Origin of the sequence: Paenibacillus sp. JGP012 (assembly GCF_014203995.1) — a bacterium.
Lineage (GTDB): Bacteria > Bacillota > Bacilli > Paenibacillales > Paenibacillaceae > Paenibacillus > Paenibacillus silvae.
This window is the reverse complement of sequence record NZ_JACHKG010000013.1, coordinates 15,808-39,920: the sequence shown is the minus strand read 5'-3', so window position 1 is coordinate 39,920 and position 24,113 is coordinate 15,808. Positions and strand designations below refer to the sequence as shown.

20 protein-coding genes are annotated in these 24,113 nt (G+C 46.8%); all 20 read right to left on the bottom strand.

Annotated elements, in window-relative coordinates:
• Positions 1-14 precede the first annotated feature (14 nt).
• On the bottom strand, positions 15-896 hold the full coding sequence (locus HNR77_RS16630) for an AraC family transcriptional regulator (RefSeq protein ID WP_184186555.1): 882 nt from the start codon (positions 894-896) through the stop codon (positions 15-17).
• A gap of 245 nt (positions 897-1,141) precedes the next feature.
• Entirely contained in the window at positions 1,142-1,681 is a 540-nt protein-coding gene (locus tag HNR77_RS16625) for a GNAT family N-acetyltransferase (RefSeq protein WP_184186552.1), read from the bottom strand.
• 137 nt (positions 1,682-1,818) lie between these two features.
• The gene (locus HNR77_RS16620; RefSeq protein ID WP_184186549.1) at positions 1,819-2,268 is read right to left on the bottom strand and encodes a hypothetical protein; all 450 of its coding nucleotides are present in this window, start codon (positions 2,266-2,268) and stop codon (positions 1,819-1,821) included.
• Between the two features lie 52 nt (positions 2,269-2,320).
• Complete coding sequence (locus HNR77_RS16615) at positions 2,321-2,770, bottom strand: GNAT family N-acetyltransferase (RefSeq protein ID WP_184186547.1); 450 nt, start codon at positions 2,768-2,770, stop codon at positions 2,321-2,323.
• Between the two features lie 12 nt (positions 2,771-2,782).
• Positions 2,783-3,646 (bottom strand): phosphotransferase family protein, encoded by an 864-nt coding sequence (locus HNR77_RS16610; RefSeq protein WP_221443883.1) that lies wholly within the window; start codon positions 3,644-3,646, stop codon positions 2,783-2,785.
• Positions 3,647-3,669: 23 nt separating this feature from the next.
• On the bottom strand, positions 3,670-4,629 hold the full coding sequence (locus HNR77_RS16605) for a hypothetical protein (protein WP_184186542.1): 960 nt from the start codon (positions 4,627-4,629) through the stop codon (positions 3,670-3,672).
• A 90-nt stretch (positions 4,630-4,719) separates the two neighbouring features.
• Positions 4,720-5,544 carry a methyltransferase domain-containing protein gene (locus tag HNR77_RS16600; RefSeq protein WP_184186540.1) on the bottom strand — a complete coding sequence of 275 codons (825 nt, stop codon included), beginning with the start codon at positions 5,542-5,544 and terminating at the stop codon, positions 4,720-4,722.
• Entirely contained in the window at positions 5,541-6,317 is a 777-nt protein-coding gene (locus HNR77_RS16595; RefSeq protein ID WP_184186538.1) for a class I SAM-dependent methyltransferase, read from the bottom strand. Before HNR77_RS16595 ends, HNR77_RS16600 begins: the two co-directional genes overlap by 4 nt.
• A gap of 251 nt (positions 6,318-6,568) precedes the next feature.
• Complete coding sequence (locus HNR77_RS16590) at positions 6,569-6,871, bottom strand: hypothetical protein (RefSeq protein WP_184186536.1); 303 nt, start codon at positions 6,869-6,871, stop codon at positions 6,569-6,571.
• Positions 6,872-6,963: 92 nt separating this feature from the next.
• Entirely contained in the window at positions 6,964-8,517 is a 1,554-nt protein-coding gene (locus tag HNR77_RS16585; RefSeq protein WP_184186534.1) for a glycoside hydrolase, read from the bottom strand.
• Positions 8,518-8,695: 178 nt separating this feature from the next.
• The gene (locus HNR77_RS16580; protein WP_184186532.1) at positions 8,696-9,709 is read right to left on the bottom strand and encodes a carbohydrate ABC transporter permease; all 1,014 of its coding nucleotides are present in this window, start codon (positions 9,707-9,709) and stop codon (positions 8,696-8,698) included.
• A gap of 51 nt (positions 9,710-9,760) precedes the next feature.
• Complete coding sequence (locus tag HNR77_RS16575; RefSeq protein ID WP_184186530.1) at positions 9,761-10,660, bottom strand: carbohydrate ABC transporter permease; 900 nt, start codon at positions 10,658-10,660, stop codon at positions 9,761-9,763.
• A complete protein-coding gene (locus HNR77_RS16570) occupies positions 10,657-13,311 on the bottom strand; it encodes a DUF5696 domain-containing protein (RefSeq protein WP_184186527.1) in 2,655 nt (884 codons plus the stop codon). Before HNR77_RS16570 ends, HNR77_RS16575 begins: the two co-directional genes overlap by 4 nt.
• Before the next feature lie 21 nt (positions 13,312-13,332).
• Positions 13,333-13,956, bottom strand: coding sequence for a Yip1 family protein (locus HNR77_RS16565; RefSeq protein WP_184186524.1), 624 nt, complete (start codon positions 13,954-13,956; stop codon positions 13,333-13,335).
• Complete coding sequence (locus HNR77_RS16560; protein ID WP_184186521.1) at positions 13,943-15,382, bottom strand: gluconolactonase; 1,440 nt, start codon at positions 15,380-15,382, stop codon at positions 13,943-13,945. The genes HNR77_RS16565 and HNR77_RS16560 overlap by 14 nt, the downstream gene beginning before the upstream one ends.
• 18 nt (positions 15,383-15,400) lie before the next feature.
• A complete protein-coding gene (locus HNR77_RS16555) occupies positions 15,401-16,264 on the bottom strand; it encodes a carbohydrate ABC transporter permease (RefSeq protein WP_111271151.1) in 864 nt (287 codons plus the stop codon).
• A 3-nt stretch (positions 16,265-16,267) separates the two neighbouring features.
• Positions 16,268-17,173 carry a carbohydrate ABC transporter permease gene (locus HNR77_RS16550; RefSeq protein WP_110896201.1) on the bottom strand — a complete coding sequence of 302 codons (906 nt, stop codon included), beginning with the start codon at positions 17,171-17,173 and terminating at the stop codon, positions 16,268-16,270.
• Between the two features lie 72 nt (positions 17,174-17,245).
• A complete protein-coding gene (locus HNR77_RS16545; protein WP_221443888.1) occupies positions 17,246-20,113 on the bottom strand; it encodes an extracellular solute-binding protein in 2,868 nt (955 codons plus the stop codon).
• Positions 20,114-20,282: 169 nt separating this feature from the next.
• The gene (locus tag HNR77_RS16540) at positions 20,283-21,689 is read right to left on the bottom strand and encodes an ABC transporter substrate-binding protein (RefSeq protein WP_184186515.1); all 1,407 of its coding nucleotides are present in this window, start codon (positions 21,687-21,689) and stop codon (positions 20,283-20,285) included.
• 117 nt (positions 21,690-21,806) lie between these two features.
• Positions 21,807-23,201, bottom strand: coding sequence for an extracellular solute-binding protein (locus HNR77_RS16535; RefSeq protein WP_184186512.1), 1,395 nt, complete (start codon positions 23,199-23,201; stop codon positions 21,807-21,809).
• Positions 23,202-24,113 lie beyond the last annotated feature (912 nt).

The window sequence follows — 24,113 nt, the reverse complement described above, 5'->3', positions numbered from 1 at the left end:
CTCCTTCAGAAGAATTAATGGTGTTTAACTGCGTTAAGCAACTCGTTTTTACGGAAAAGCTGCGGCGAGACACCTACATATTGTTTAAAAGCCCTGCTGAAATATACAGGTGTATTAAAGCCAAGTGTCTCTGATATGGACAAAATCGGTGCATCTGTGGAGATCAGCAGCTTTTTGGCCTCTGCTACCCTTTTGCGTATGACATAATTACTGATGGTATATCCCGTAGTCTCCTTGAAGGAATGACAGATATAATATTTATTCAAATGCAGCGTTTGGGAGAGTTCATCCAGTGAAACATTCTCCGCATAATTCTGGTTTAAATAGTGTAAAACCCGGCTCACACTGGACTGCTTCTGGGAAGAAATCAGAATTGGATCGGCAGACTGTTCGCTGGTCATTTTCCGGTAAATTCGCAGCAGCAACTGAGTAATCATTAGCTTGACCATCGTTTTACATCCCGTACTTCGGGCATCCATCTCATCTTTGATCCCCTTAAATGTGCCTGTAATGTATTCACGCTCCTCGGGAGACCAGTGTACCAATAATCCATTCGGATGACGAAATATGGACATGAGATTATCTAATTGACTAAGTTCGAGCATGTCCATTAGCAGAAGTTCCGTAAAATTAACAAAACTCCGCTTGTATACAATCTCCCTGGAAGGATTAATCCGATGGGGAACTCCGCCTCTGAAAATAAACATATCCCCAGGCTGCGGCTTGTATATTCGGTCACCGATCAAGAAGGTTGCATCCCCTTGAATAAAATAATGAATCTCGTAACCGTTATGCGTATGCACGGGCCATTCATCCTGAAAATTATCAGCTTCTGACCGTACATAAACTTCGTTCTCCTGCAATGCCATATTCGTCGGGGTGTGTATGGTTAACATCAATGAGGATCTCCCTTCTCAGAATATAAATAGCAATATAGTTCAATAATTTAAAATGATAGCGCTTTACAATGAATTGTATCACAGTTATTTCGATATAATCTGAACAATATTGCTGTATTGTTGATCACAATTGTTGCAAATGTTTTAAAAGATTTCACGCAGCTGCATGCTGGAAATAAAAAAACCGCTGTCCAGCCCAAGGGCTATGACGCGGTAATAAAGAGAACTAATGATACGTGTGCTTATTTTTCATATTCATTTTTCAGAATACTCATCACTAGACTGTCCCAATATGTTCCGTTCTTATATATTTTCTTTCGATATCGCCCTTCTTCTTGAAATCCACACTTGAGATAACACTTGTGAGCCGCCTGATTAAACTCATATACTTCAAGTTCCAAGCGGTTGAGATTAAGCTCTTCAAACGCAAATTTCTGAAGAAGACGGATCGCTTCGCTGCCATAACCTTTGCCCAAGCACTCTTTTCTTCCAACGACGATGGCTAGCGACGCGAAGCGGTTTTTCCAATCTATCTTATACAGGTCAATCTGACCGATATATTGCAGTGATGCTGCATCCCCGATGACAAAGCTTTTGTTGGCAGACGTCCCCTCAACCATTGTTTTGAAAAAAGATTCTGTCGCATAACTTGAATGAGGATATAAGAAATTGTCTGATAAATTGGCTGTTATATTCGGATCATTAACCCACGTTTTCATATACTCCAGATCGGCATCCTGGTATTCTCTGAGCACGATGCGTTCTCCATATAAACGAGACAAATTCGTCACCTCCCAGTGTGTTTCTTGCTTCTATCCTCTTTTATTAACTTGTCGAGAAAAGCACAAACCAGAAGGTCAGCTTTTTGAAAATGTTCATCTTCGTCTGTACCTCCTCTCTTGAAGACGATTCGAGCGGGTCAATCAGACCTAGAGATGTTATTGAGCTGTTCAATATAATCTCTTTTGTGAAAATGGAGAGGGCGGAAATTAGAATAATCCCAGTATCCTCCTGCGGAATCTTCCGTTCGATGGGGTTGTTCAAAATGACTCCAAATGATGGAGTCACCTATTTCTGTGATTTTCACCAACAGCGGCCAGCAACCTGGCAGTCCACAGTTACAGCCCAGAACTAAGGTTTTTCCTTCATAATTAAAGATATCATCCTCCTGCAGCCTGCCTGTAAAGTGTGCTTCAATATGATCCACCAAATCGATATTAAGCCCTTCATACAAATCAGCGATTTCGGACTCGAATTGAGCTTCGTAACGTTTCATGCGCTCGATCAAAGATTCATCATTAACATAAATACTAATAACGGAAGCCTCTTGCTCTTCTGAATATTCAACTTTAAATTGTATTGAATCCATGATCCTATCTCCTATTTGAATAAAACTGTTGTACCTAAGCAGATATCGTCCATCAATTGCACTTCAAAGCTCGAACAACCTCACCATCGCTAAGCTCTTCACTTATCCGGTGAAAACCGAGAGATTCATACAAACTACTTGCCGCCCGATTCTCAGGTCTATGTCCTATCAGAATACGTTCACAGTTCAGCGTTGTTTTCATCCATTGAACTAAAGCCAGCAATGCTTCTTTTCCATACCCTCTGCCTTGAAATTTACTGTCAATCATTAGAGCAGGAAGCCAATAGTCACTCATATCATGAGCTTGATCGGAATACACTGCAAAACCAACCAGATTCGTATCGTTGTAGATCGCCATGGGTTGAAAATCTGTAACAAATCTGGATTCAGCCAACCAATAAACGACGGGTGCAGGGAACATTTTTTTCTGTTGCTCACTTACCTCTAATTGAGTACAAGCAAACCAATCATCCACTGAAACTGGTTTTACCTGAACAGTCATTTGATATTCCTCCTAATCGTTTCCTTTGTTTACACCAAAATTAGTTTGCAGCGTCCATTCCAATCTTCGCAGCCATTCCTTCTGTACATCTGGATGAGCATGTTTAATTCGGTTCATAATCTGAATTACCTTCGATACGGAATATGTCCGAATCACCTCACCTGTTATTTCAATATTTGTACGTTCTGTATATGCATTGAGGAAAACTTCTGAGAGTTCCTTCGCCATATGAGGATAATGAAGATGTACAAACCACACTACCCATGCGACATCCAACAGAGGATTGCCCCATCCTGCCCACTCCCAGTCCAAAATGAACATCGAATGCTCAGATAACATTACATTATGCGGTCCGTAATCACCATGAATCAACGTTTGCTCTCTTTGATCCAGAGTGCTCAATACCTCTTTTACTGTACTGATCATCTCAGAGGGGACAAACTTCAGTTCGTGCATATGAACAGCTGTTTTCTCTATCACTGGCAGTTCTGCTTCGCCACGATTTCGTTTGATGGAGTGCACGTCTGTAGCAAGATATACCCCAAGCTGCTCATATATTGTCTTGGCTTGATCCAGGCCACCTTGATCGATAAGCGCCTGCGCGTTTACTCCCGGAACGTAGTCCATCGTAACAAACAACCATTCATCTTGTTCAAAGGAATCATACACTCGCGGAGTCAACTTAGAATGAGTTAACAGTTTAAGTGCACTTATTTCTGTTTTTGCATCTGTATTATTCACATGATAGATTTTGGCAATGATCAATGGATCAGTTCCCTCAAGTAGAAGGGTGTTATTGGTATAGCCCCCTGTTAATTCAATAATTTTCACATTCGGATACCTACTGAACAAAATATCGTGCATCATCACATACATTCCTACTTTCTTACTGCCCTCTACTAATTCTCATTCTTGTCATGCTTAAGTTGCTCCAGGACTTCAGATAGCCTCGGGCTATGTTTAACCAATTCAGACATTTCAAAAGTCGCGTTGGCAGCTAACTCTTCCCGAACAGCCTCAATCCCTTCTGACTCCCAAACCGAACAAAGATACTTGGAAAAAGCATACCCATTCAACGCATATCCGCTATCTTGCAGCCGGGTGAACAATCTCACACTTTCCCCATGCTTCTCGATGTCCGTCAACATGCATGCCAGATTATTCATCGCAATGTGAATATCTCTCTGTGAGCTTCTGGATGCATTTAGCCACTGCCAGCTGCCGATCACTTCCTCTTTTTTCATCTGATCCAAGGAAGACCAATCGATCTTATCGATTAAATGCATCGTATCATGCAGTAGCGAATCTGCTTCTCTTTCGTCTCTGGAGTGATACAGATAAGCCAGACGCTGTTTGTTATATGTAATCCGGGCAAAAAGAAGATTGCACCACTGATCATCTTCCTCAATGAGCTGTTCCATGTTCTCCAGTACTTGGGCCATCTCGCTGTACCTCTCTAATGCCCAGAACGTGCCGCATAATGCCCGATGGCTCTCGAAACGAGCGCCGCGATTGGAATCCAGCTTCGGTGCATGATCGCAAGCATACTGGTACCAATCGATCCAATGATTAAAGTCGTCTCCTAGAGAAAGTGACAAAGCTTGTGTCGAATCCGTAACGATCCAGTGTAACTGCTCCGGCGCGAGGTTTTCTTTTCCCCATTCGAAGAATGCCAGATGATTGGCATACAGCGGTTTCGGCTCTCTTAACAAGGCATAGCCATCTGAAACATTCCAGTACACCCAGCCGCGTTCATTGATGGACAGCCTGTTAGTTTGTTCGTATTTTTTCAGTAAATCAATCATGCCCCGGTGATCTCCTTGAACTACAGTTTCCTGAAAAGCTTGAGTTATATTCATTCCCACCCTCCGTCTCTTAGGAATCTTATTCTGTCATAGACCGTGTCCGAGCACCAAGCAAGTAAACCATATTTCAAACGTGCGCAGCTCTTACAACGGCTTCGTGCCGCAGGCTGTAATAAAATTCATCATGGCATAAGCTTCCGGTGAATGATTTATCGCTTCAAAAGCTTGCTGCAGCTGAGCGAATTCCTCCGAACTGATCACACCTTTTTCTACAAAATGTACAAAACGCTGCAGGTTAAACTGCTGCTTGAAACCTTCGATGCCCAGCACGTCACTGTGCTGCAGAACGGAATCAATATCGATATTCATGTATCCGCTCTCAGAAAGGAGTCGCGGCAAACTTCTGCCAATTAACCGATTACCGCCGTGTTGTGCAACAACCTTCGAAATTTTCATCAATACGGTGTGCAATGCAGGAACGTCCGGATTGACTGCCCCAAAGACACCATCATCCACATCTATTATGGCAAGGCGGCCACCGGGCTTGAGTACACGGTAAATCTCCTGCGCTGCTTCGATAGGATTGTTCAGATGAAGAAAGATCAGTCTTGCCACGACAAAATCAAACGATTCATCCGGCAGATCGATCTGATAAATGTTGGATTCCACAAATTTCAATCGCTCGGAAGAAACGTCTTTCAGTCGTTCTTTGGCTTGCGCCTGTAACGTACGATCAATCTCAAGCGATGTAATCTCGCTGCCCGGAAGACTGTCTAGCAACTGTTCTGTGATGTAACCAGGTCCGCTTCCGACCTCCAATACACGCATCCCGTTTTTCAAACCATACCATTCCAGATTGCGGAACTCCTTGGGCCACCCCATGATGGCCTGAACCTTTAACCGCTCCAACTCCTCTTGAAAACTTAACACCGCCGTTTGAATATTATATGTTGAACGCAGATCACTCATATGTTCTTCCTCCCTAGAAATAGAGCAACCTTGTGCTGTTTATCGATCGTTCCACCTGCATCATCAATGGAATGTTTGATTCGCTCCAGCAGTGAACGCCGAACATCCTCAGCCAGCTGCTGATGCTTGGAATTTGTATTCAATAATGCGACATATTCGTCGCTGGAGCAAGTCTGTATCCAGTTATACTCCTTAACCTCAATATCCGTGAACAAGCCGGATTGTTCTGTAATTTCCTTACGCTCCTGAATCACTTCATCTGGCGAAGGATAGTGAGAATCATCGAGATGAGGGGCTAAAGCGGTGTAGTGGGAACGAATTTCATCATGCAGCGGGTCAAAGGTCGGAACATGAATCGTCCAGAAAAGGCCAATGCCACCTTGATCCTCGAGCAGCTCCCACGCCCGGCGATAACCGATTTCCGGTTTGATGAAATGAAATGCTGTTCCTGATACGATCAGTTGAAATTGCTTTCCTTCGTTGTTCCAGTCCTCAAAAGAAGTGTTGATCACTTGGACCGAGGGATATGCCTTGAATTTGTCTGCGGTGAACTGTGCAAGGTTACTTCCAAGTTCAATACACGTAATGTTTGTGTAGCCCTTACTTACCAAACCTCCAGTAGCCTGCCCTGTTCCGCATCCAATCTCCAGAATGGAATCTTCTTGATTGATCTGTACATATGTAAAAATATCTTCAAACATTTCGCTCGGATAGACGGGTCTATATTGTTCATATTCATTAACTACAAGGTTAAACGTTTCTTTGTTTTCCATTGAATCAGCCTCCGATTTCTATTGTGAATGATGCTTTTTAAGTTGATTTAAGAATTTTACACAATCCACTCCGATGACAGAACAATCTTCTGTTATCCCCAGTTTTTTTCTGTCCTCTCCGTTCACGTGTAAATGAATATATGCATTCTGTTATGATTTCTTTCATTGACTGACCAGATTGGCAGGTAATATCCGTAGTTTATTGGATTCTGGATTAAACGCCAAATACAGCGTTCTTCGTTCTCCTTTTTTCACATGTACATAATCTGTTCCCATACCGAATAAACTTCTGCCGGAATCCACTGCGATCCCATAATTGTTAGATTGCGATGCACAACAAAATATTCTTTTGCTTCAATCGTACTTCCTTCATCCAGAGCCAGTGGGGTTTTATTCCAGTTCGTACGAATGATTTTCAGGGTGGTGAACACTTGATCATCTGAAATTTGCTGCTTTCCTGTTCCTTCATCATTCTCTTTCTCCTGATTTTCATGAATTCCCTCCCTTTTCGGATGATATGGTTGGGTTACAATTTTAGAAAAATCCCATGACATAATTTAGCTTAATAACACATTTCTGCATGTATCAAGCTCCATTATATCATGGGCGATATCGAGTGAAACCCTGACTATTTACTCTTTCAATTCTATTCTTTAACACCACCAGCGAAGGTCACAACAGATTTCCCCGGAATAGTCAGGATAAATGACTGCTCTCCTGCCTCGCTTGTAACTGTCTCCTGAGAGGCTAAATCAAGTTCAGCACTGGTCACATAAGACTCCATTGTGGTAATCGGTCCATTCAAGCCCAGTTCCAGAAGGTTCACTTGAATGCCCTTATCTTGTTCACCATGGTTTACGAAAACAACCGTTAACGTCTGCTCAACCTCATGAATGTAGGCAGAACCGAGCAGGCCGCTGTCAGCTTCCTCTCCTAGTCCGTTGAGTTCAACTCGCTTTGCTCCGGGACGGATGAATCGGCTGTAGTTGCCGAGCACCCACAGCATTTTCGAGGTCAGAATATTCTGTTCGTCTCCAGGTTCCTGATAATCCGTATAGATCAGTCCATCCTTATAATCCACCTTGGAGACAGCCGTCCACCACTGCCAGGCAGCGGCATGTGCTTCAACCAGATCAAAATGAATTGTTCTTGCGACATGCAGCGCTGTTTCAATGCCTAAATCACGTCCAGGTCCATAATCCCCCAAAATGCAATATTCCGTGACCCAATATTTGCTGTCTTGATCGTAATGGATGAGGTTGTTGTGAAGCAGCTGCCTGAGCCTCACCAGTCGATCATCTCCCGGATTACTGTAATCGGACCAATAGGAATGGGAAGCGATTTTGTTGCCAATGGCTTCTTTCATCTGAGGATCGCCAATCAGGTCTTTTATGTACTCCCGGTATTTGCCCGTCCCCAGCTGGTTTGCACCACTGGAATAAATTCCGCTGCCCGCAAACTGACGATAATATTCATCGTCCAGCAGTGAAGTGATCTCCACACCGTCCGGTGCGCTTATTCGCGTGTGCAGGTCACTCTGCTGCAGCTGACGATATAACTCAAGAATGACTTGTTTTAGGTCATCGTTATTGTAGCGATTGCCCTCCTGCCAAGCCTGGTTCCAGTCCCATGTCGGCTCGTTGATCGGACTGATGTAATCAAATGCCAGCCCTTTTTGCTTGAAATGTGCCAATACGTCCATAAGATAGGCTGCAAATTTACCTTCATACCCTGTTCTCAGGTTAGTGGAACCGACTTCTGGATCAGGCTGGGCATGACCATTCTTGGTCATCCATACCGGAGGGCTGTTCACAAAGGCGATAAGTGTCTCTACACCCCGATCATGAGCTGCCTTCAGAAACCATTGCTGACCTGACTGCTTGCTCCAGTCATATTCACCTTCCTCCGCCATTTTGAAGGCTTCCGCTCGCCTCCACGGGTCAGGAATGCGATCCTGATCCGTTTCTGCCGATCCAGCGCCGATATTGAAACGCCAAGCGGATAATCCGATCCCTTTTTCCCTGGAAAACAAAAGATCGGCTACCCGAGCTTTGTTCTCTTCATTCCAATACTTGCCGAGTGGTTCCATCGACCATGCATCTGAAGCTCCGAAGTTGTCTATGCGCTGATAACGTATCCCCCCGTTAATCGTTACCCTCTTATCCGGTTTCACTCGTGTTTCTTGTGTATTACTCTCCATTTCTCTTCCCCTCTTCCTGACCTGTGCAGCCAACTTTCATTGCCAGCAGTACCTTTCAGGAGACCGTCTGTTTAGACAGGTCGCCCCGAATGGCCTGCAAACTTCCCAAAAGCATTCTCTTGCTTTCAAATCTTCAGCTCCAGTTACGTATCTCCTGTATCACATCTCCGGCTTTTCATTATCCTACAAGACCGGAACGCTCCACACTCTCTACGAAATGACGCTGAACGAACAGATAAATAATAATGAGCGGCAGAATCGCCATCAGCACACTGGTGTTCATCATCATTGACATGAAAAACGGATCTTGCGTATACGAAGCAGCAGCCTGACCGCCGCCCGTCAAATAGGTTGCAATGGTGAACCCGGATGATGACATCATTGACGACATCACCTTAGGCTCGTTCAGATACATGTTGGTGAAAAAGGAATCATTCCATTGCCATACAAACGAAAACAGCATGACGGTAATCATAGAAGGTATCGCGTTTGGCAGAATAATTCGCCCGAATGTTCTGAAATACCCCGCTCCGTCCACATATGCTGCCTCTTCGATTTCACGCGGAATACCTCTGAAAAACTGGCGGAAAATGTACACGTACAAGCCTGTCTTGACCCCCATACCAAGGGCTGCCGAGATCAGAAACGGCCAGTACGTGTTGATCAGATTGGCAGGGCTGCCGCGAAACAGCTCAATCAGCCCCATCACATCAAAGTTTTTGAAATTCAGATACAGCGGGATCATGATCGTCTGCGTGGGCACCAGAATAGTAAAGATCACTGCAGCAAACAACAAACCGCTGCCTTTGAACCTGATTCGTGCAAACCCGTAGCCTGCCAGCACACAGGTTATCGTCTGCAACAGCATCACCGCTGACGATAACCACAAGGTATTCATCAGCACGCCAGGGTAATTCATCGCTGTGAAGACAAGCTTGAAGTTCTCCAGCGTAAAGGTTCGCGGAATCCAGATCACCGTAGGGTCATACAGATCGGACATGCTTTTGAAGGATATCGATATTTTCAATAAAATGGGATAAAGAATTACAAATGATATGCCAAAAATCAGCACAAACCGGACCAGAATCCATGCCCACTTCTTGATCCCTTCAAACCAGTAGGCCGTGGAACCCAAGCGCTGCAGCCATTCCTTTTTCACAGACGGCTGCCCTGCTGCGGTTTCTGTCTTCATGTCAGGCCTCCCTCTCCGTTTTTGTGTAAAAGATTAGTTCAAATGATATAGCTAATTTTGATAAAAGACCTTGCGGGACACAATCGCAGTGGTTACCCACAGAATCAGTGCAATGACGGCAAAATAGATCCAGGACATTGCCGCACTGAGTCCAAAATTAAAGCTTTTGAAGGCAGTATCCACCACAAGCCGGCTCGTCTGATCACGGATGAAGCTGTCCACAATGGTATAGACCAGATTTGTCAGAATCAGGGGGCTTAGCATTGGAAATGTGATTTTCCAGAAGGCCTCATATCCCGTTGATCCTTCAATCTTGGCGGCTTCATATAGGGATGGCGAGATCGACTGCAAGCCAGCAAGGAAAATCAGAATCTGCACACCGGACTGGCTGACAATTTCGTAAATCCGGCTTACTGCTCCTGTCAAATATTCAACCAGGATCGGACTCATGCCAGACTCGAGCAGCATAATGGTCAGATCCAGATTTTTCATGACGGATAAACCGCCGCCGGTCATATCATTTGCATTACGGACAACGGATTGCATCAGATCGCCGTTTTCGATGCTTGCAATAATGCCCGAAGCCAGAATAACCGGCAGGAAAAAAATCGCTCTCGCCAGCACCCTGCCATGGAACTTCTGATTCAGAATAACGGCAAAGAACAGGCTGAATATGATGATTAATGGTGTATTCACCACGATATTGATTACCGATTCCGTCAACATGCGCACATAGGATTCGTGTGAGAATAAAGCCTCGCGGAAATTGGCCAGACCAATAAATTCCAGACTAAAACCTTCGTTAGACACCTGCAGATTGCTCAGACTGTAACGGAACGACGAGATCAGCGGCACCATGAACAGAAACAGGAACCCGAGGAACCAGGGCAGGATGAAGTACAGACCGTAATATCTGTTTTTTTGCTCCAAGGATAATTTTTTGAATTTCATTCCGGCGTGTCACCTCCTACCTGGTAGCTCTTCGCAGCCACACTTACACCGTTCACCTTCACAGCAGCATCGTTGTAATTCACAATGACTGTTTTTCCTTTTTCATACGTCGTCTGATAGACACCTTCGCTCAGCTTTTCATGTTTGACAATGGTTTGATTCTGCACATCATGCAGCACCTCGTTCAGCTCAGCATACCGCTCAGCCGATTCCTGAATCCAGCGCCGATAATCGGCTGAATATAACTCGTCGAAGCCCGTCAGCTTGATCGCAGACGGATCAGCGTGGAACCACGTATAATACGGCGCTGAGCCCGTTTCAATCGCTCGCAACATCTGCTTGAGAGAATCCTGATCCTCAGCCATATTCCATGCCGTGCCTGTGTATTGAATGTAGCCGTGATAGACCAGCTGGAAAAAAGGAATCGTCTCGTCCGTGATGTTAAATCCACTGCTGCTCATCGGAGCGTCTACAATATGTCTGGCATAAGGACTGGCGTACGCATTGCCACCTTCCAGTAGTAGAGATGCATCCGAGGAAGCCTTCACTTGCTCAAGCTGCTCTACCACAACCTGCTTGGCTTGCTCACGGTTGATCACCTTAGCCCGGTTGTAATCGGAGTTAAGCTGATCACCCAGATCGCGCAGCGAAATGCCCTTGAGTCCGAGCGTTGCATAGTCCTGCATAAATCCGTTCACAATGCCCGGTACGGCCTCGGGACTGAGAACATACCCCGGAGAAGCCTCCTCATCCCGCGTAAACGTGGACATGCGATACGGAAGAACTTGTGCGAGTTTGCCCGTAATCTGACGTGACGCGTACGATTTCCTGAATGCATCCGCCTCCGGGAACACCTCCAGAAAAGATACATCCGGGTACAACCCGAAGCCATTTTCTTGCATATATGCCTGAAGGCTTTGCAAGCCCTTTGTACCTCCGAGCTTCTTGTCAACCTGGATGGACTTCGGCAGATCGTGATGTACCCCTCCGTTAAACCATCCCGAGTATTGCAGCTGGATATCCTTCACACCAAGGTCCTGCATCTCCTTTACGATATCCTGTGCTTCTTCAAACGTAGTCAGCGGCTCATAGGCATTGTACGGAATACCGAGAAAGAACTTTTTCTTCGGAATGCCTCCGATCAGTTCCACGTAGAAAGGCAATGTCGTGTCGTCTGCCAGGCGTGTGAGCTTCTTTTGCCCAATCAGATAATCCCGATACTTGGACGCCATCCCCGAATAACTCGCATTGTCCGCATTCAGAAATTCGTAGACAACAGCCATCTCGTTATGAAAGGGCTCTGCCTGAAACCGCTTGACTGTGCTGGAACGCCAGCCATTCGTAAGCGTAACCTCCTCCATACTGCTTAGCGCAAAGCTGGGATGCACGGTATTGTACTGATTCAGTCTGCCGCTGATATCCGCCTCAACGGAGACAACCGCATCCCCTTTATCAATGACAGCGAGGTATCCCTTATCTCCGTAACTCATACCAAACACGGGCATTCTCGCCTTCTGCTCCTTCTGAATCTGTGTAAGCTGATTGATTGCATGATCATTGCCGTACAGCGCTGTACTGTAAGGTGATGCATACGTCTTTTTGTTGTTAAAATGAATCAGGGAACCCGAACCGTCAGGCACCAGAATGTAGCCTTCCTCCTTAGGCCCGCTTGCTCCGAAGAACGGCAGCAGGGACAGGGATTGAATTTTCATCGCTTCAGGATATTCAATGCCATTCTCGGGTATGGATACCCTCAAGCGCCCATCCTCGAGCCGATAGTGAACGGGTACAACTACATTGGCGCCCCCGCTTTCTTCCTCTCCGTAAGCTGCTTTGTCGATGGCAATCTGAGCCTCGTCATAGCCGATGGATTCAAAAATGCGGGTGACCTTTGACAAGCCCACGCCCTTCAGAGAGGAGTCCCGTCTCTCATAACGTTTGTTCTGCTCATCGTGACGAAAGCGCTTCTCGATCTCCTTCTGGTCCTTTTCCTCCAGCTTCGCGAGAATCAATGTGTTAAAGCGTTCCTCGCTAATATATTTGGGGATCGCTTCGATATCACTTTTGACTTCGCCCAGCGTGTATACGATGTTGAGTCCATGCTCTACTTTTTCAATCTCGAACTGGCCACTCTGTACACTATGTGTAAAATTATCGTATTTCAGCGCATTGCCCGCATTATCGTAATACGTCAGCTCAAACTGCACATTCAGCTGAGACTTGTTATACCCCGTGGCAATGGCATCCTGTTCCCGATCCTGCGGATTGGAAAACCACATCACACCGTTCTGCTTATCCTTGACAGCAATCTCGGTCGTCTCCGGCTGCAAATACAGGATCAGCTCATCGTTCTCCGCGACAGCTTCCATACCAGCAGGGACAGACATCTCGGCTTGAGCAGATTTGTTCGCAGCCTTTGCCGCTGGAGACTTTGCAGCGTCTGAGGTCACTGTTACATCGGATGAGCCCTCCTGTGATTTATCCTTGCCTGCGCGATCGGTTTGAACTGCTCCAACGCCAGCATCCTGCGTATCCGCCGTTTGCTGCTCTGTAACCGCCGGTGTTTCGCCCTCCGCATAATTCACACTTTGTGTAATTAACAGACTGCTCATGAGCATGACCGCAACTATAGCGGTACGTTTTCTTTTCATCTCCGGTACCTCCTTCCTCTCCTATTCGCGCAGCGTGATCTCTTGATAGAGGGTGTAGCCAAAACTGATGATCTGCTGGATCAAGCTGAAGAAAAGCAGGCCCAGAAATATAACAACGCCCATCACAACGAGTGTGAGCAGCATGGTGGTGATCGTTTTCATAACCGTGTATTGATGCACCGTCTTCGTTCCGATAAACAGCAGCCATACAAACCAGAGCATAGCGAATGAATCCAGCAAATAATAAAAGGAGGATTCACGCAGCGTAATAACATTGCTCAGCAATATATTCGGAATGTTGACCAGGACCAGCGGAAGCATCGCATACCCGGTCGCAATCATAATATCCTTGAACTTGCCCTCCCCATCCATCAGCGTGGTCAGCGACCAATTGGAGATACACCAGAGCAAAAAAGGAAGCACGATATACTTGAACTCATTGATACTGTTCAGCGACAGCGGATAATTGTCATTCACGACATACCCTGCGTACTGACGTTTTACAATCATCGTTACCGTGACTGCAAGCAGTACCAGGAGCGCCACACGCAGCCTGCCTTTATTTTCATATTTCAAATCCCAGTATCCGTCAAAAGGGCGTACGACTACATGCAGAGAATATTTGAGCTCCTTAATTAGCGACATCTCCGATCCTCCTCTCATCTCTTGCTCTGGCGATGCGGCGCCATGCAATGACTCCGATCAGCAGCCCGATTGCTATGGTCATGTACATGCCGAAATACTCTCGCATATATTCTCTGCGATACTTCGCGAGTGCCTTGGAATAATATTCACGATCGTTGCCAAGCTTCAGATACGTCATCGCTTCCTTATATTTTCCTTCCCGCAGCATCGACTTGCCGATCCCGACATAGGCCATTTCATAATTGGCATCCAGACGTAATACTTCTTCCCACAGCTTGGCGGCCTCTGAATGTTTTCCCGAGCTGTATAATCGATTGGCTTCATTCACCAGGCTCCCGAAGGTTGTAGCTTTGAATTCGGTGATCCGGCCCAGGTCACGATCCAGCACATAGATGGCATCACCGTAGCTTTCGACCGCCACCGGATTTTTGAACGTGCCCACCTGATTGCCCAGTTGACCAATGACATACAATAAATTACCGTCTTCGTTATACGTGAATACACGCCCTCGCGTGGAATCCAGTGCACGGTAAACTCCATGACTGGACACCTTGATATCAATGAAGGAGGAGCGGTTTATGCTCAAGTCCCCGACAGGTGCAAATTCGCCGTTAACCCGGAGCACGTCGATCCCCGATGGATTCAGCCTTTTGACCGCAGATAGCGTATTTTTGTCCGCTGTTGTTGTGTAAATGAAACCACCATCATCCACATCGGCGTTGTTGAATTCAAGCGGAATAAAACGGATCATTTTCTCCCGCTGCTCCTTGGTGGACACCGTTTTCCAGAACAGATCAACCGGGTCAAACTGCACACGGTTCGTGCCCATGAAGCCGGTAAAACGTCCGTCACTATCAAACTCGATCAAGCCTTCATAGACACCCCGGCCCACCACATAGATGCGCCCCGCTTTGTCTACAATGACTTTTCGCGGAAAATATTCAAACGTATCACTGAGCACATCTGATTCCGGGGCACCGATGGCACGCACAAATGAACCGTCCTGATTCAGCTCCACAATTCGTTTATTTTCGGTATCCGCTACGTAAATTTGTCCCGCCTCCGTAACGAAAAGCCCCTCTGGATTCAGAAAGCTGTCCTGTTTGCCGTCATGTTTAAAGTTTTGTATGACACGAACCGTTTCCCATTTCTCATTTAACACAACAATTCGTGCATTCCCTGAATCCAGAACGTAGAGCAGACCATTCTTCGCAGCATATAAATCCAGTGGAGATTGCCACGTTCCTGTTCCGGCCTCATCCCCTGTAATGACTCTGGAAGGCAGAAACGCAATCGGTGATTTTACCGCATCCCCCCAGTAGTTGTAGGTATATCCCTCATACGGTGCCGCATGAGCCTGGTTATGTCCGAGTCCGGCAATCAGCAGGGAAGCTGCCAGAACGATCAGCCATGATCTCACTCTCATCTCTAACATCCCCCTCCCTTAATCCTTCATGCCGGATGAAGCCATCGTTTGAATGACATTGCTCTGCGACAATACAAACGTGACGATCGGCACCGTCATCATGATGACAGCCACAGCAGCCCCTACCCCTGCACGGGCAATTCCGCCCTGCACAATCTGTCCCATGGCATAATGCATCGTTTTGAGCTGCTCACTATAGATGAAGCTTCCGCCGTCCGTTCCCCACAGCATCTGCATCATCAGAATGAGCAGGGTCAGCCAGGCCGGTTTGACAAGCGGCATCACCACCTGGAAGAAAATCCGGTATTCGCTCGCGCCATCCATTTTTGCCGCCTCCAGCAGCGCATCGGGAATCTGCTCCATAAACTGCTTCATCAGATACAGGCCGAGCGGATAAGCAAAGGCCGGGATAATGATCGCTTGATATGAGTCGAGCCAGCCGAGTGTTGACATGATCATGTAGTTCGGGATGGCTGTCACATGCGGCGAGAACATCAGCGAAAGCACAATAACGGTGAACAATACTTTATGGCCGCGAAACTTGTGTTTTGCCAGCGGATAAGCCGCCGCCGAGGCCAGAATAATATGACCGAATGTACCTGCTGCTGTAATGAACACCGTGTTAAAAATGTATCTCGAGAAGGGAACCCATGAATTTTTCATGACCTGAAACAGATCAGAGAAATTTTCAAATGTCGGGTTCCGCACAAACAGGGTTGGCGGAAAGATGAACAGCTCATCCAGCGGTTTAAAGGCATTGTTGATGACATAAATGAGCGGAACCGCCATAAATGCGCCGAATCCGCCAAGCAGCAGAAACAGCAGAACATCGACCTGCCAGGATCGGTTGATTTTTCGTTTCATACGCAGGGCTATCTTCATCTGCTATTCCCCCACTCTCTTCAGAAGCTTTTGAACAAGCAGGTTGGAGCCCAGCATCAAACCGAACAGCACCGTTGCAATGGCCGACGCATAACCCATCTCGAAGCGGATCGTTCCGTAATCCATCAAGTGTGTAACAATCGTATGTGCCCCATACTGCACACTTGGGAAACCGGCCAGTGCAGTCGCCACTTCCGCAACCGCCAGTGATGCCGTAATCTGAATAACGGCACCAAACATCAGCTGAGGGCGCATCGAAGGCAGCGTAATATACCACAGCTCCTGCCAGCGATTCTGAACCCCGTCAATCGCTCCTGCTTCATACAGCGTACGATCCACTGTCTGCAGACCGGCGATAAATGCCAGGAAGCTCGTTCCCAGACTGAGCCATAGCTGTACAAGCATAATGATGGCAAGCATGTATTTCGGGTCTTGAAGCCACAGGATCGGCTCATAAAGAATGCCTGTTTTCATCAGAAAACCGTTCATAATGCCGTAGGAATCCCCGGAGAAAATAATCTGCCAAATAAAAAACACGTTGCCCGAGATCGAAGGCGCAAAAAAGATCAGGGTCATAAATGCTCTTACCTTCGGATTCAGCTCATTAATGAGCCACGCAAATACAAAGCAGGCTATGTAGCTGATTGGGCCGGTAACTACCGAGAAAATAATGGTATTTTTGAGACCAATCAAGAACACATCATCATTCCAGAGCAGCTTGGAATAATTCTCCCAGCCGACCCATTGCGGAAACTCCAGCATATTGAAGTTGGTAAAACTGAAAAAGATCGAGATGATGACTGGAAACACGGTGAATAGCAAAAATAACAGCATATATGGGGATAAAAGAATGTACAGATGTTTATCCCGCTTCATATCTCTGACAAAGAGTTCCCATCTCCCCGGCATGCCGGCAGGCGTGCGCTTGGGCTGAGAACCGGCTTTGGTCACAAGGTTTGCCTTTTGCAAAAGAGTCCCTCCCTAGCGCATTCCGTCCAATTTAAACTCTTTTCGTTTCTGCTGAATTTCGTAGTTAATTTCCTGCACATAATCGTATAAAGCATCGGTGGAGTTGGTACCGTTATTGACGACCTCACGCAGTGCGTTATCCAGATGGCGGCCTGTGAAGTAACCTCCGGGAACCTCAGGTACGCCTTGTACCCACTCCCACTGTTCTTCCAGACTGCGATAATCACGAATCGGCCAAGGCAGCTCTTGTAATGCTTCAATGTTCGCCGTTGGATAGCGCGCAGCAGCACCCATCAGACCTTCCATTTCCCGTCCGAAGCGAACCTGGGCATCCTTGCTGACCCACCACTTCATGAATTCCCATGCTGCATCCTTATGCTTTGACTGCTTGAGCATAACGGTCGCGGTTCCGCCGCTTGCAACATCACGTTTGATGCTTCCATCCTGTTGCTTGAGACCGGGAACCGGGATAAATTCCCACAGGCCTTTAATCTCTGGAGCAGATACAGACAAGTAGTTATAGAAGGTATAGTCCATGATGCCCACCGGCATTTCCCCTGTTCTGAAGCGCATCGGAAAATCAAAGGTCAGCGGCAGCTTGTAGCTGGTGTAGAAATCCGTCCATTCCTTGAACGCCTCCAGTCCAGTCTCCGTATCCATACCGCTTCTGGCACCATGGTCCAAATAGAAGGAACCGCCCATTTGATACAGCAGCATGGCATACGCCCGATTGACTTCCAATACAGGTACGCCAGTTGTCTGTGCCAAAGGCAGCGCCATCTCCATGTTGTGCTTTTGCAGCACCGGGATCATGGCATATACATCGTCCCACGTCTGCGGCGGCTGCAGATCAAGCTGCTCCAGAATATCCTTCCGATAAAATAACATGTTGAAGATCTGCTGCTCCGGCAACGCAAATACCTGGTCCTCAAACTTATACGGAACCATCGCACTATCCCTGAACTGTTTGATTAACTCGTGATAGCCAGGATATGTGGACAAATCCTCCGCTGCATGCCGCATTCCGAAGTTAACCGGCACATCGTTGCCAACCTGCATCGCTACATCCGGGCCTTCTCCTGCCAGCGAGGCACGAAGCAGCACGTCTGCATTAACCAGCTTGAGATTAACGCTAATGCCTGTCAGCGGTGTAAAGGTATCATCAATCATTGCCTTCAGCACCTGCGCCTGGTCGCGGCCTGTACCAATCCAGACGGTGACGGACTTATCTTCATCCGCTGTGCTGCCTATCGTGTCATAATCTTCAAAGAAAGAATGGAAGAACGACGACACCTCATGCCCCGCCTTGCTGAACACCGAATCATTCGCTTTTGGAAGCTTCTCATCAGGTGAGGCAAGCAGCAGATAGTCAATTTCGAGCGGCTGTTCACGTACTTCCAGAAGCCATGAGCCAACACTTCCGACGTTGATTTTGAACTGGGACAGCCGTTTCTGAACGGTTTCCGGTTTATTCGCCAGATCAGCCAGCTGATAGGCGGTTTTATTCAAAATCGCTGTTTTGTCGCTTTTCTCCCCTGTCAAACGAATTAACTCTTCAGAGACCGCGTTAAGAATGTCACTCTGATTGCGAAACACATCCACCATATCGGGAATCTGTTTATCTAATTGATAATCACGATACGGGTCTGGCACATTGCCCGTGATCATCAGAATTTTTCGATACATCGCATTGATCTCGAGCACACTGGCTTCAACCTGACGGATCAGCGGTGCAATGGCCCCGAGACTAACCTCAAGCTGCAGTTCATGTTTTCCCTTCGTCAAATAAAACAAGTACGGCTCCTCTTCATTGCCCAGCACATTCATCTGCCAATCGGCGTCATAAAAGAACGGAATCTGCATCATTTCCTGAAAAGGAACCTTATCATCAATCTGCAATGAGCGAGTTGAATATATGCCTCTCAGCAGTTCTTGTCGGCCCTTGATCGCTATCTTGTATAAACCGTCTTCCGGTACATCCATTTCCCATGCAATCCATTGTCCCGGCACCCGCCAGTTGTTCCCGCCAATCGTGTTCATTCTGATCTTGGAAACATCATACGGCTCTGTAGATGTACTGGAGCGATCTGTAATGGGATACAGTGTCGGTGAAGACTTGTATGAAGCCTGTTCTCCCTGCACCTTGATCAAATGTCCATTGGTTTGCTTGTATCCCTTGGCCTCATACTCCTGCTTGAGCTCTGCATAAGATGGCGGTGCCTCGTAATGATGCAGTTTGATGGAATCGATGACCACCGGCTCACGTGTAGAGACGAGTTTGATAGAATGTTTTCCCGCTGAAAAATAAAACTGGTACGGCTCTTCATAATAGCCCTCTTTATCCCTCAGGATCGACTCCTGCCACTTTGGCGCTTCCACCTGGCGCGGGCGAAGGTCATTGCCTCTATTGTCCTGTTCGATTACAGATTTTTCGTTGACCCATACCCGGTGGAAGCTCATATTGCGTGCACTGCTGAACGGTAACTTCCCATCAATCCACAATTCACGTTCGATGGCAGAACTTTTCCCTTGAATCGGGTAATAGCGTAATGACATGTGATACATTCCTGACTCGGGAATGTTCACTTCCCACTCCACCGAACCACTTTCCTCTGTTCTTATGAACTTGCCTGACTCGCCGCCGAGCTCCGTGATCATCTGCGGGTTCATGCCTTCGGCAGCTGTGTAATCAGCTCCATGGATGACAATTTCCCTTGAAGGCCGCTTCTCGTTCTGGAATTGCTTCAGATAGGCATCATAGCTATCCTCAGCAGCAGATTCGGATATCGGCATGATACGACTCGGATCTGATGATCGATTTCCGGTCTTGGCATCGCCGCTCGCACCGGAACTGGATATCGCATACACCACGACGAGCATTAACGTGACAACGACGATCACCACTCGGGATAATGTGAACTTCACCCAATGCCCCCCTTTTTGCTGACGTTCGTGAAAGGAATAAGATGCGGCCCATATGATTGGTGTTCCTAACTGACTCCGCTCGAAAACAGTATGGGCCGCACCATTATGCTCTAACTTCCGTGCATCATTTTTTCTTGTCCTGCTCTCCGCTCAATACTTTTTTCACTGCAGCCTGCGCTTTCGTGATCACTTGGGCAACACCCGTCGAAGGGGTAATTTCCCCTTTAACGAACTTCTCTGTTACACTGTCCAGCTGCTCCTTGATGCCCAGCCCGCCAAAACGTCCGCCAAACAAACGCTGCACTTTACCATCATCGTTCATCGCGTTGGCAATCGATGTTTCATCCGGCAAAATATTTTCAAGGGAAAGCCTGCGATTATCCTGCCAGTTATCAAAGTCCTGCAGATCTTCCCAGATTTTTACGATAACCTCTGCATCCTTCACCCCTTTTGGAATGACGTAGGCTGCAGTCTGACCGAAGGGTTCATGATAAGACTGGGCCTGTGGGCCTTTCGGCATGTATACGTATCCCCACTCATCTTTGAGCTTATCGAGAATACGGCCTTCAATCTCCCACAGCCCGCCTGGATACATCGCAATGGTGCCTTCCCCGAAATATTTGGCTGGATCTTCCCAGTCGTTTCCTCCATTCGCTTTAATGACTTTATGCTCCGTGTACAAGCTATGCAGGAAGTTAAGCGCTTCCATAGCTTCCGGTGAATTAAACGTGACTTTGCCTGTCTGCTCATCGTATAACTTGCCGCCATTACTTGCGATCAGCATCTCGGACAGCACATAATGCGCGCCAGCGAGGCCGTATTGATCCATTTTGCCATCACCATTGTTATCTACGGTCAGCTTTTTCGCTGCATCCAGCATCGTATTCCAGTTCCAGTTATCCTCATCCATCAATTGCTGCGGGTCCTTCAATCCGGCTTCCTTAAAAATCCGTTTGTTATAGAACATGCCGCTGTCATTTGGCGAATACCAGCTTTCCAGGCCATACACCTTGTCGCCACCAAAACGCATCGAATCAATAACATCCTTCTCCACCCGAGTGTCCTTGAGATAATCGTCCAGCGGTGTCAGAAATCCGCCATGCATAAGTCCCCAGATGAATCCGTCGGGAATTCGGACGATCTCCGCAAAAGGCTCGTTAGCGAGCACGGAGGAAGACAGCTTTTCAGAGGTAGACCAGTATTCTGTATTCAGATATTTGATCTTCACGTTATACTTTTCTTCCACCATTTTGATCCGTTCCCGCGCAAGCTCATCCGATTCCGAATCGCCTTTTGGTGTCGCATCCCACCAGTGAGAGATTCGAATGACACGTCCGTTCAGATTCGGGGCTGGCTCCGCCTCTTCTACCTTTTCTTCCTTCGCCGGCGTTGTGCTCGTCTCGACTTCAGCTGGCTTGGCGATCGGCTCGGCTGGCTTTTCACTTGTACTCGTGCATGCAGACAAAAGAGTAATTAATGTGGCAAACAAAACAAACAACATGATTTTGCTGATCATCATTTTTTTCAACATGGGCTGCCTCCCTCAAGTAAATGATCCTGCTTTGTTATGCATACTGTTATACTGTTGACACCAACCGTTACCGTTTGATGCTCCATAGAGGACTTCTAGCTGCATTTTGCTTACGCCTTACTTGCTCTTCTCTCCCTTTAACACCTTCTGGATGCCAGCTTGTGCAGGCCCAATGATCTGTGCAACGCCTGTAGAAGGTGTTACTTCACCTTTTACGAACTTTTCAGTTACACTGCCAAGTGCTTCTTTTACACCCAATCCCCCGGCGCGTGCGCCATAGACCCGTTCAACCTCTCCGTTGTCGTTCATGGCGTTAGCAATGGAGGTGTCATCTGGCAAAATGTTCTCCAGCCATAGACGATGATTCTCCTGCCAGTTATCAAAGTCCTGAAGCTCCTCCCAGATTTTCACAATCACGTCTGCGTCCTTAACGCCTTTCGGTATAACAAAGCTCTCTGTACTATTTACCGTATCCAGATAGGTAGCAGCCTTGGGGCCTTTAGGCATGTAAACATAACCCCAGTCATCCTTTAACTTGTCAAGAATGCGACCTTCGACTTCCCATAATCCGCCGGGATACATTGCAATATTGCCTTCCGAGAAATATTTGGACGGGTCCTCCCAGTCATTGCCTGCGTTAGCCTTTACGACTTTATGATCGTTGTACAGGCTGTACAGAAAGTTAAGCGCTTCCAAAGATTCAGGTGAGTCAAACGCTGCCTTTTGCGTTGTCTCATCGTACATCTTGCCGCCATTGCTTCCGATGAGCATTTCATGCAGCACATAATACGCACCCGACAGACCATACTGATCCATCTTGCCATCTCCGTTTTTGTCTACGGTCAGCTTCTTGGCCGCATCCAGCATCGTATCCCAGTTCCAGTTGTGCTCCTCCATCAGCTGCTGCGGGTCCTTTAAGCCAGCTTCTTTGAACAGGCGTTTGTTATAAAACATGCCGCTGTCATTCGGGGTATACCACCCGGTCAAACCATATACTTTATCACTGCCAAACCGCATGGAGTCAATGACATCCGGCTGGATCTTTGTCTCCTTCAAATATTCATCCAGCGGTGTCAGAAACCCGCCCTGCATCAGCCCCCATATATTGCCGTCAGGCACACGCACAATCTCAGCGAAAGGCTCATTCGCCATAACGGATGAAGATATTTTCTCCGACGTTGCCCCATAGTCTGTATTCAGATAAGAGATTTTGACGTTATATTTCTTCTCTACATTTTTGATTCGTTCACGTGCACGTTCATCTGCCTCCGAGTCCCCTTTGGGGGCCGCATCCCACCAATTGGATATTCGCACCGCTCTGCCCTTCAGATCGACGGCTGGCTCCTGCTTCTCTTCAGCAGGCTCAGCAGCCACTTCTTTGTTTTCTTCTGCTGGCGGCTTGTTTACAGCCTCGGTTGGCGCACCCCCTCCGCCGCTGCAGCCAGCGATGACGGTAACCAGCAAGGTGAACATCACAAGCAAGGTAAACCGCTTCTGTCTCATAAACTTCATCTTACGCACGCTCCCCCTTAAGTTAGATAAAGATGAATCGGGAACTTGAAAACCTGCAATCATACCTTCGATAGAAAGCGCTTACCAAGATGTCGAGTGGTAATGAAAAGGATTTCATGAAACCCATTTCATTATAGTATCGCGAAAAGCCTTGGGTCAATACTATTTATGTTATTATTTAGAATATTTTGATTATTGCGGTTTCATTCCTCACATTTTTATGATATTGAAACATTTAAATGTGTTTATAAATACAGAACCCTATGCTATAAAATTGAATTTTATGTCATAGGGCTCTGTATGAGTTGAACTAAAGATTTGATAGAGTCACTCCGAGTGCAGAATAACCTGGAGAATAGCGTTTATCTCCAGATTATTTTTGGATTTCCTTTCTCAAAGGGAAAAATCCATTGATAAAGGCAGAGCCTTTGCTTACGATGGATCTTTCTTTCAGAAAGCTTTTAGCTGCGCTTGCTCTAGTTAACCTCTCTGTGTACACTGTCAAATTGCGTCATGTCACGGTATATTGCAGTCATACTTTTAGTGCTCAGGGGAGGGCATTGGCAAAATTCACCCATCTCCCATGCAAGTCTGCTACTGCCGGCGCTAACGATCAGGAGAAGCCTTATTTCGGCATTTTTGCTCTTTCAAACATTCTAACGATCCACAGAGACGCTATTCATCTGAAATCATCCTGATTATACGCATTTTTCACAATTTTGAATGAAATAAGCTTCCTGGAGATCGTTAGAATTCTGATACCCCCGATTCAGGGCAAATAAGCTTTGTGGGAATCGTTAGGATTCCATCTCGTCCTTGAGCAAGCATGCCAATGCTGACTTCTTGCCCCTTACAGCTCTCTTTGACGATCATTGACCGGCTCTGTGTCAGATTCTAAAACCTTCATTTCTT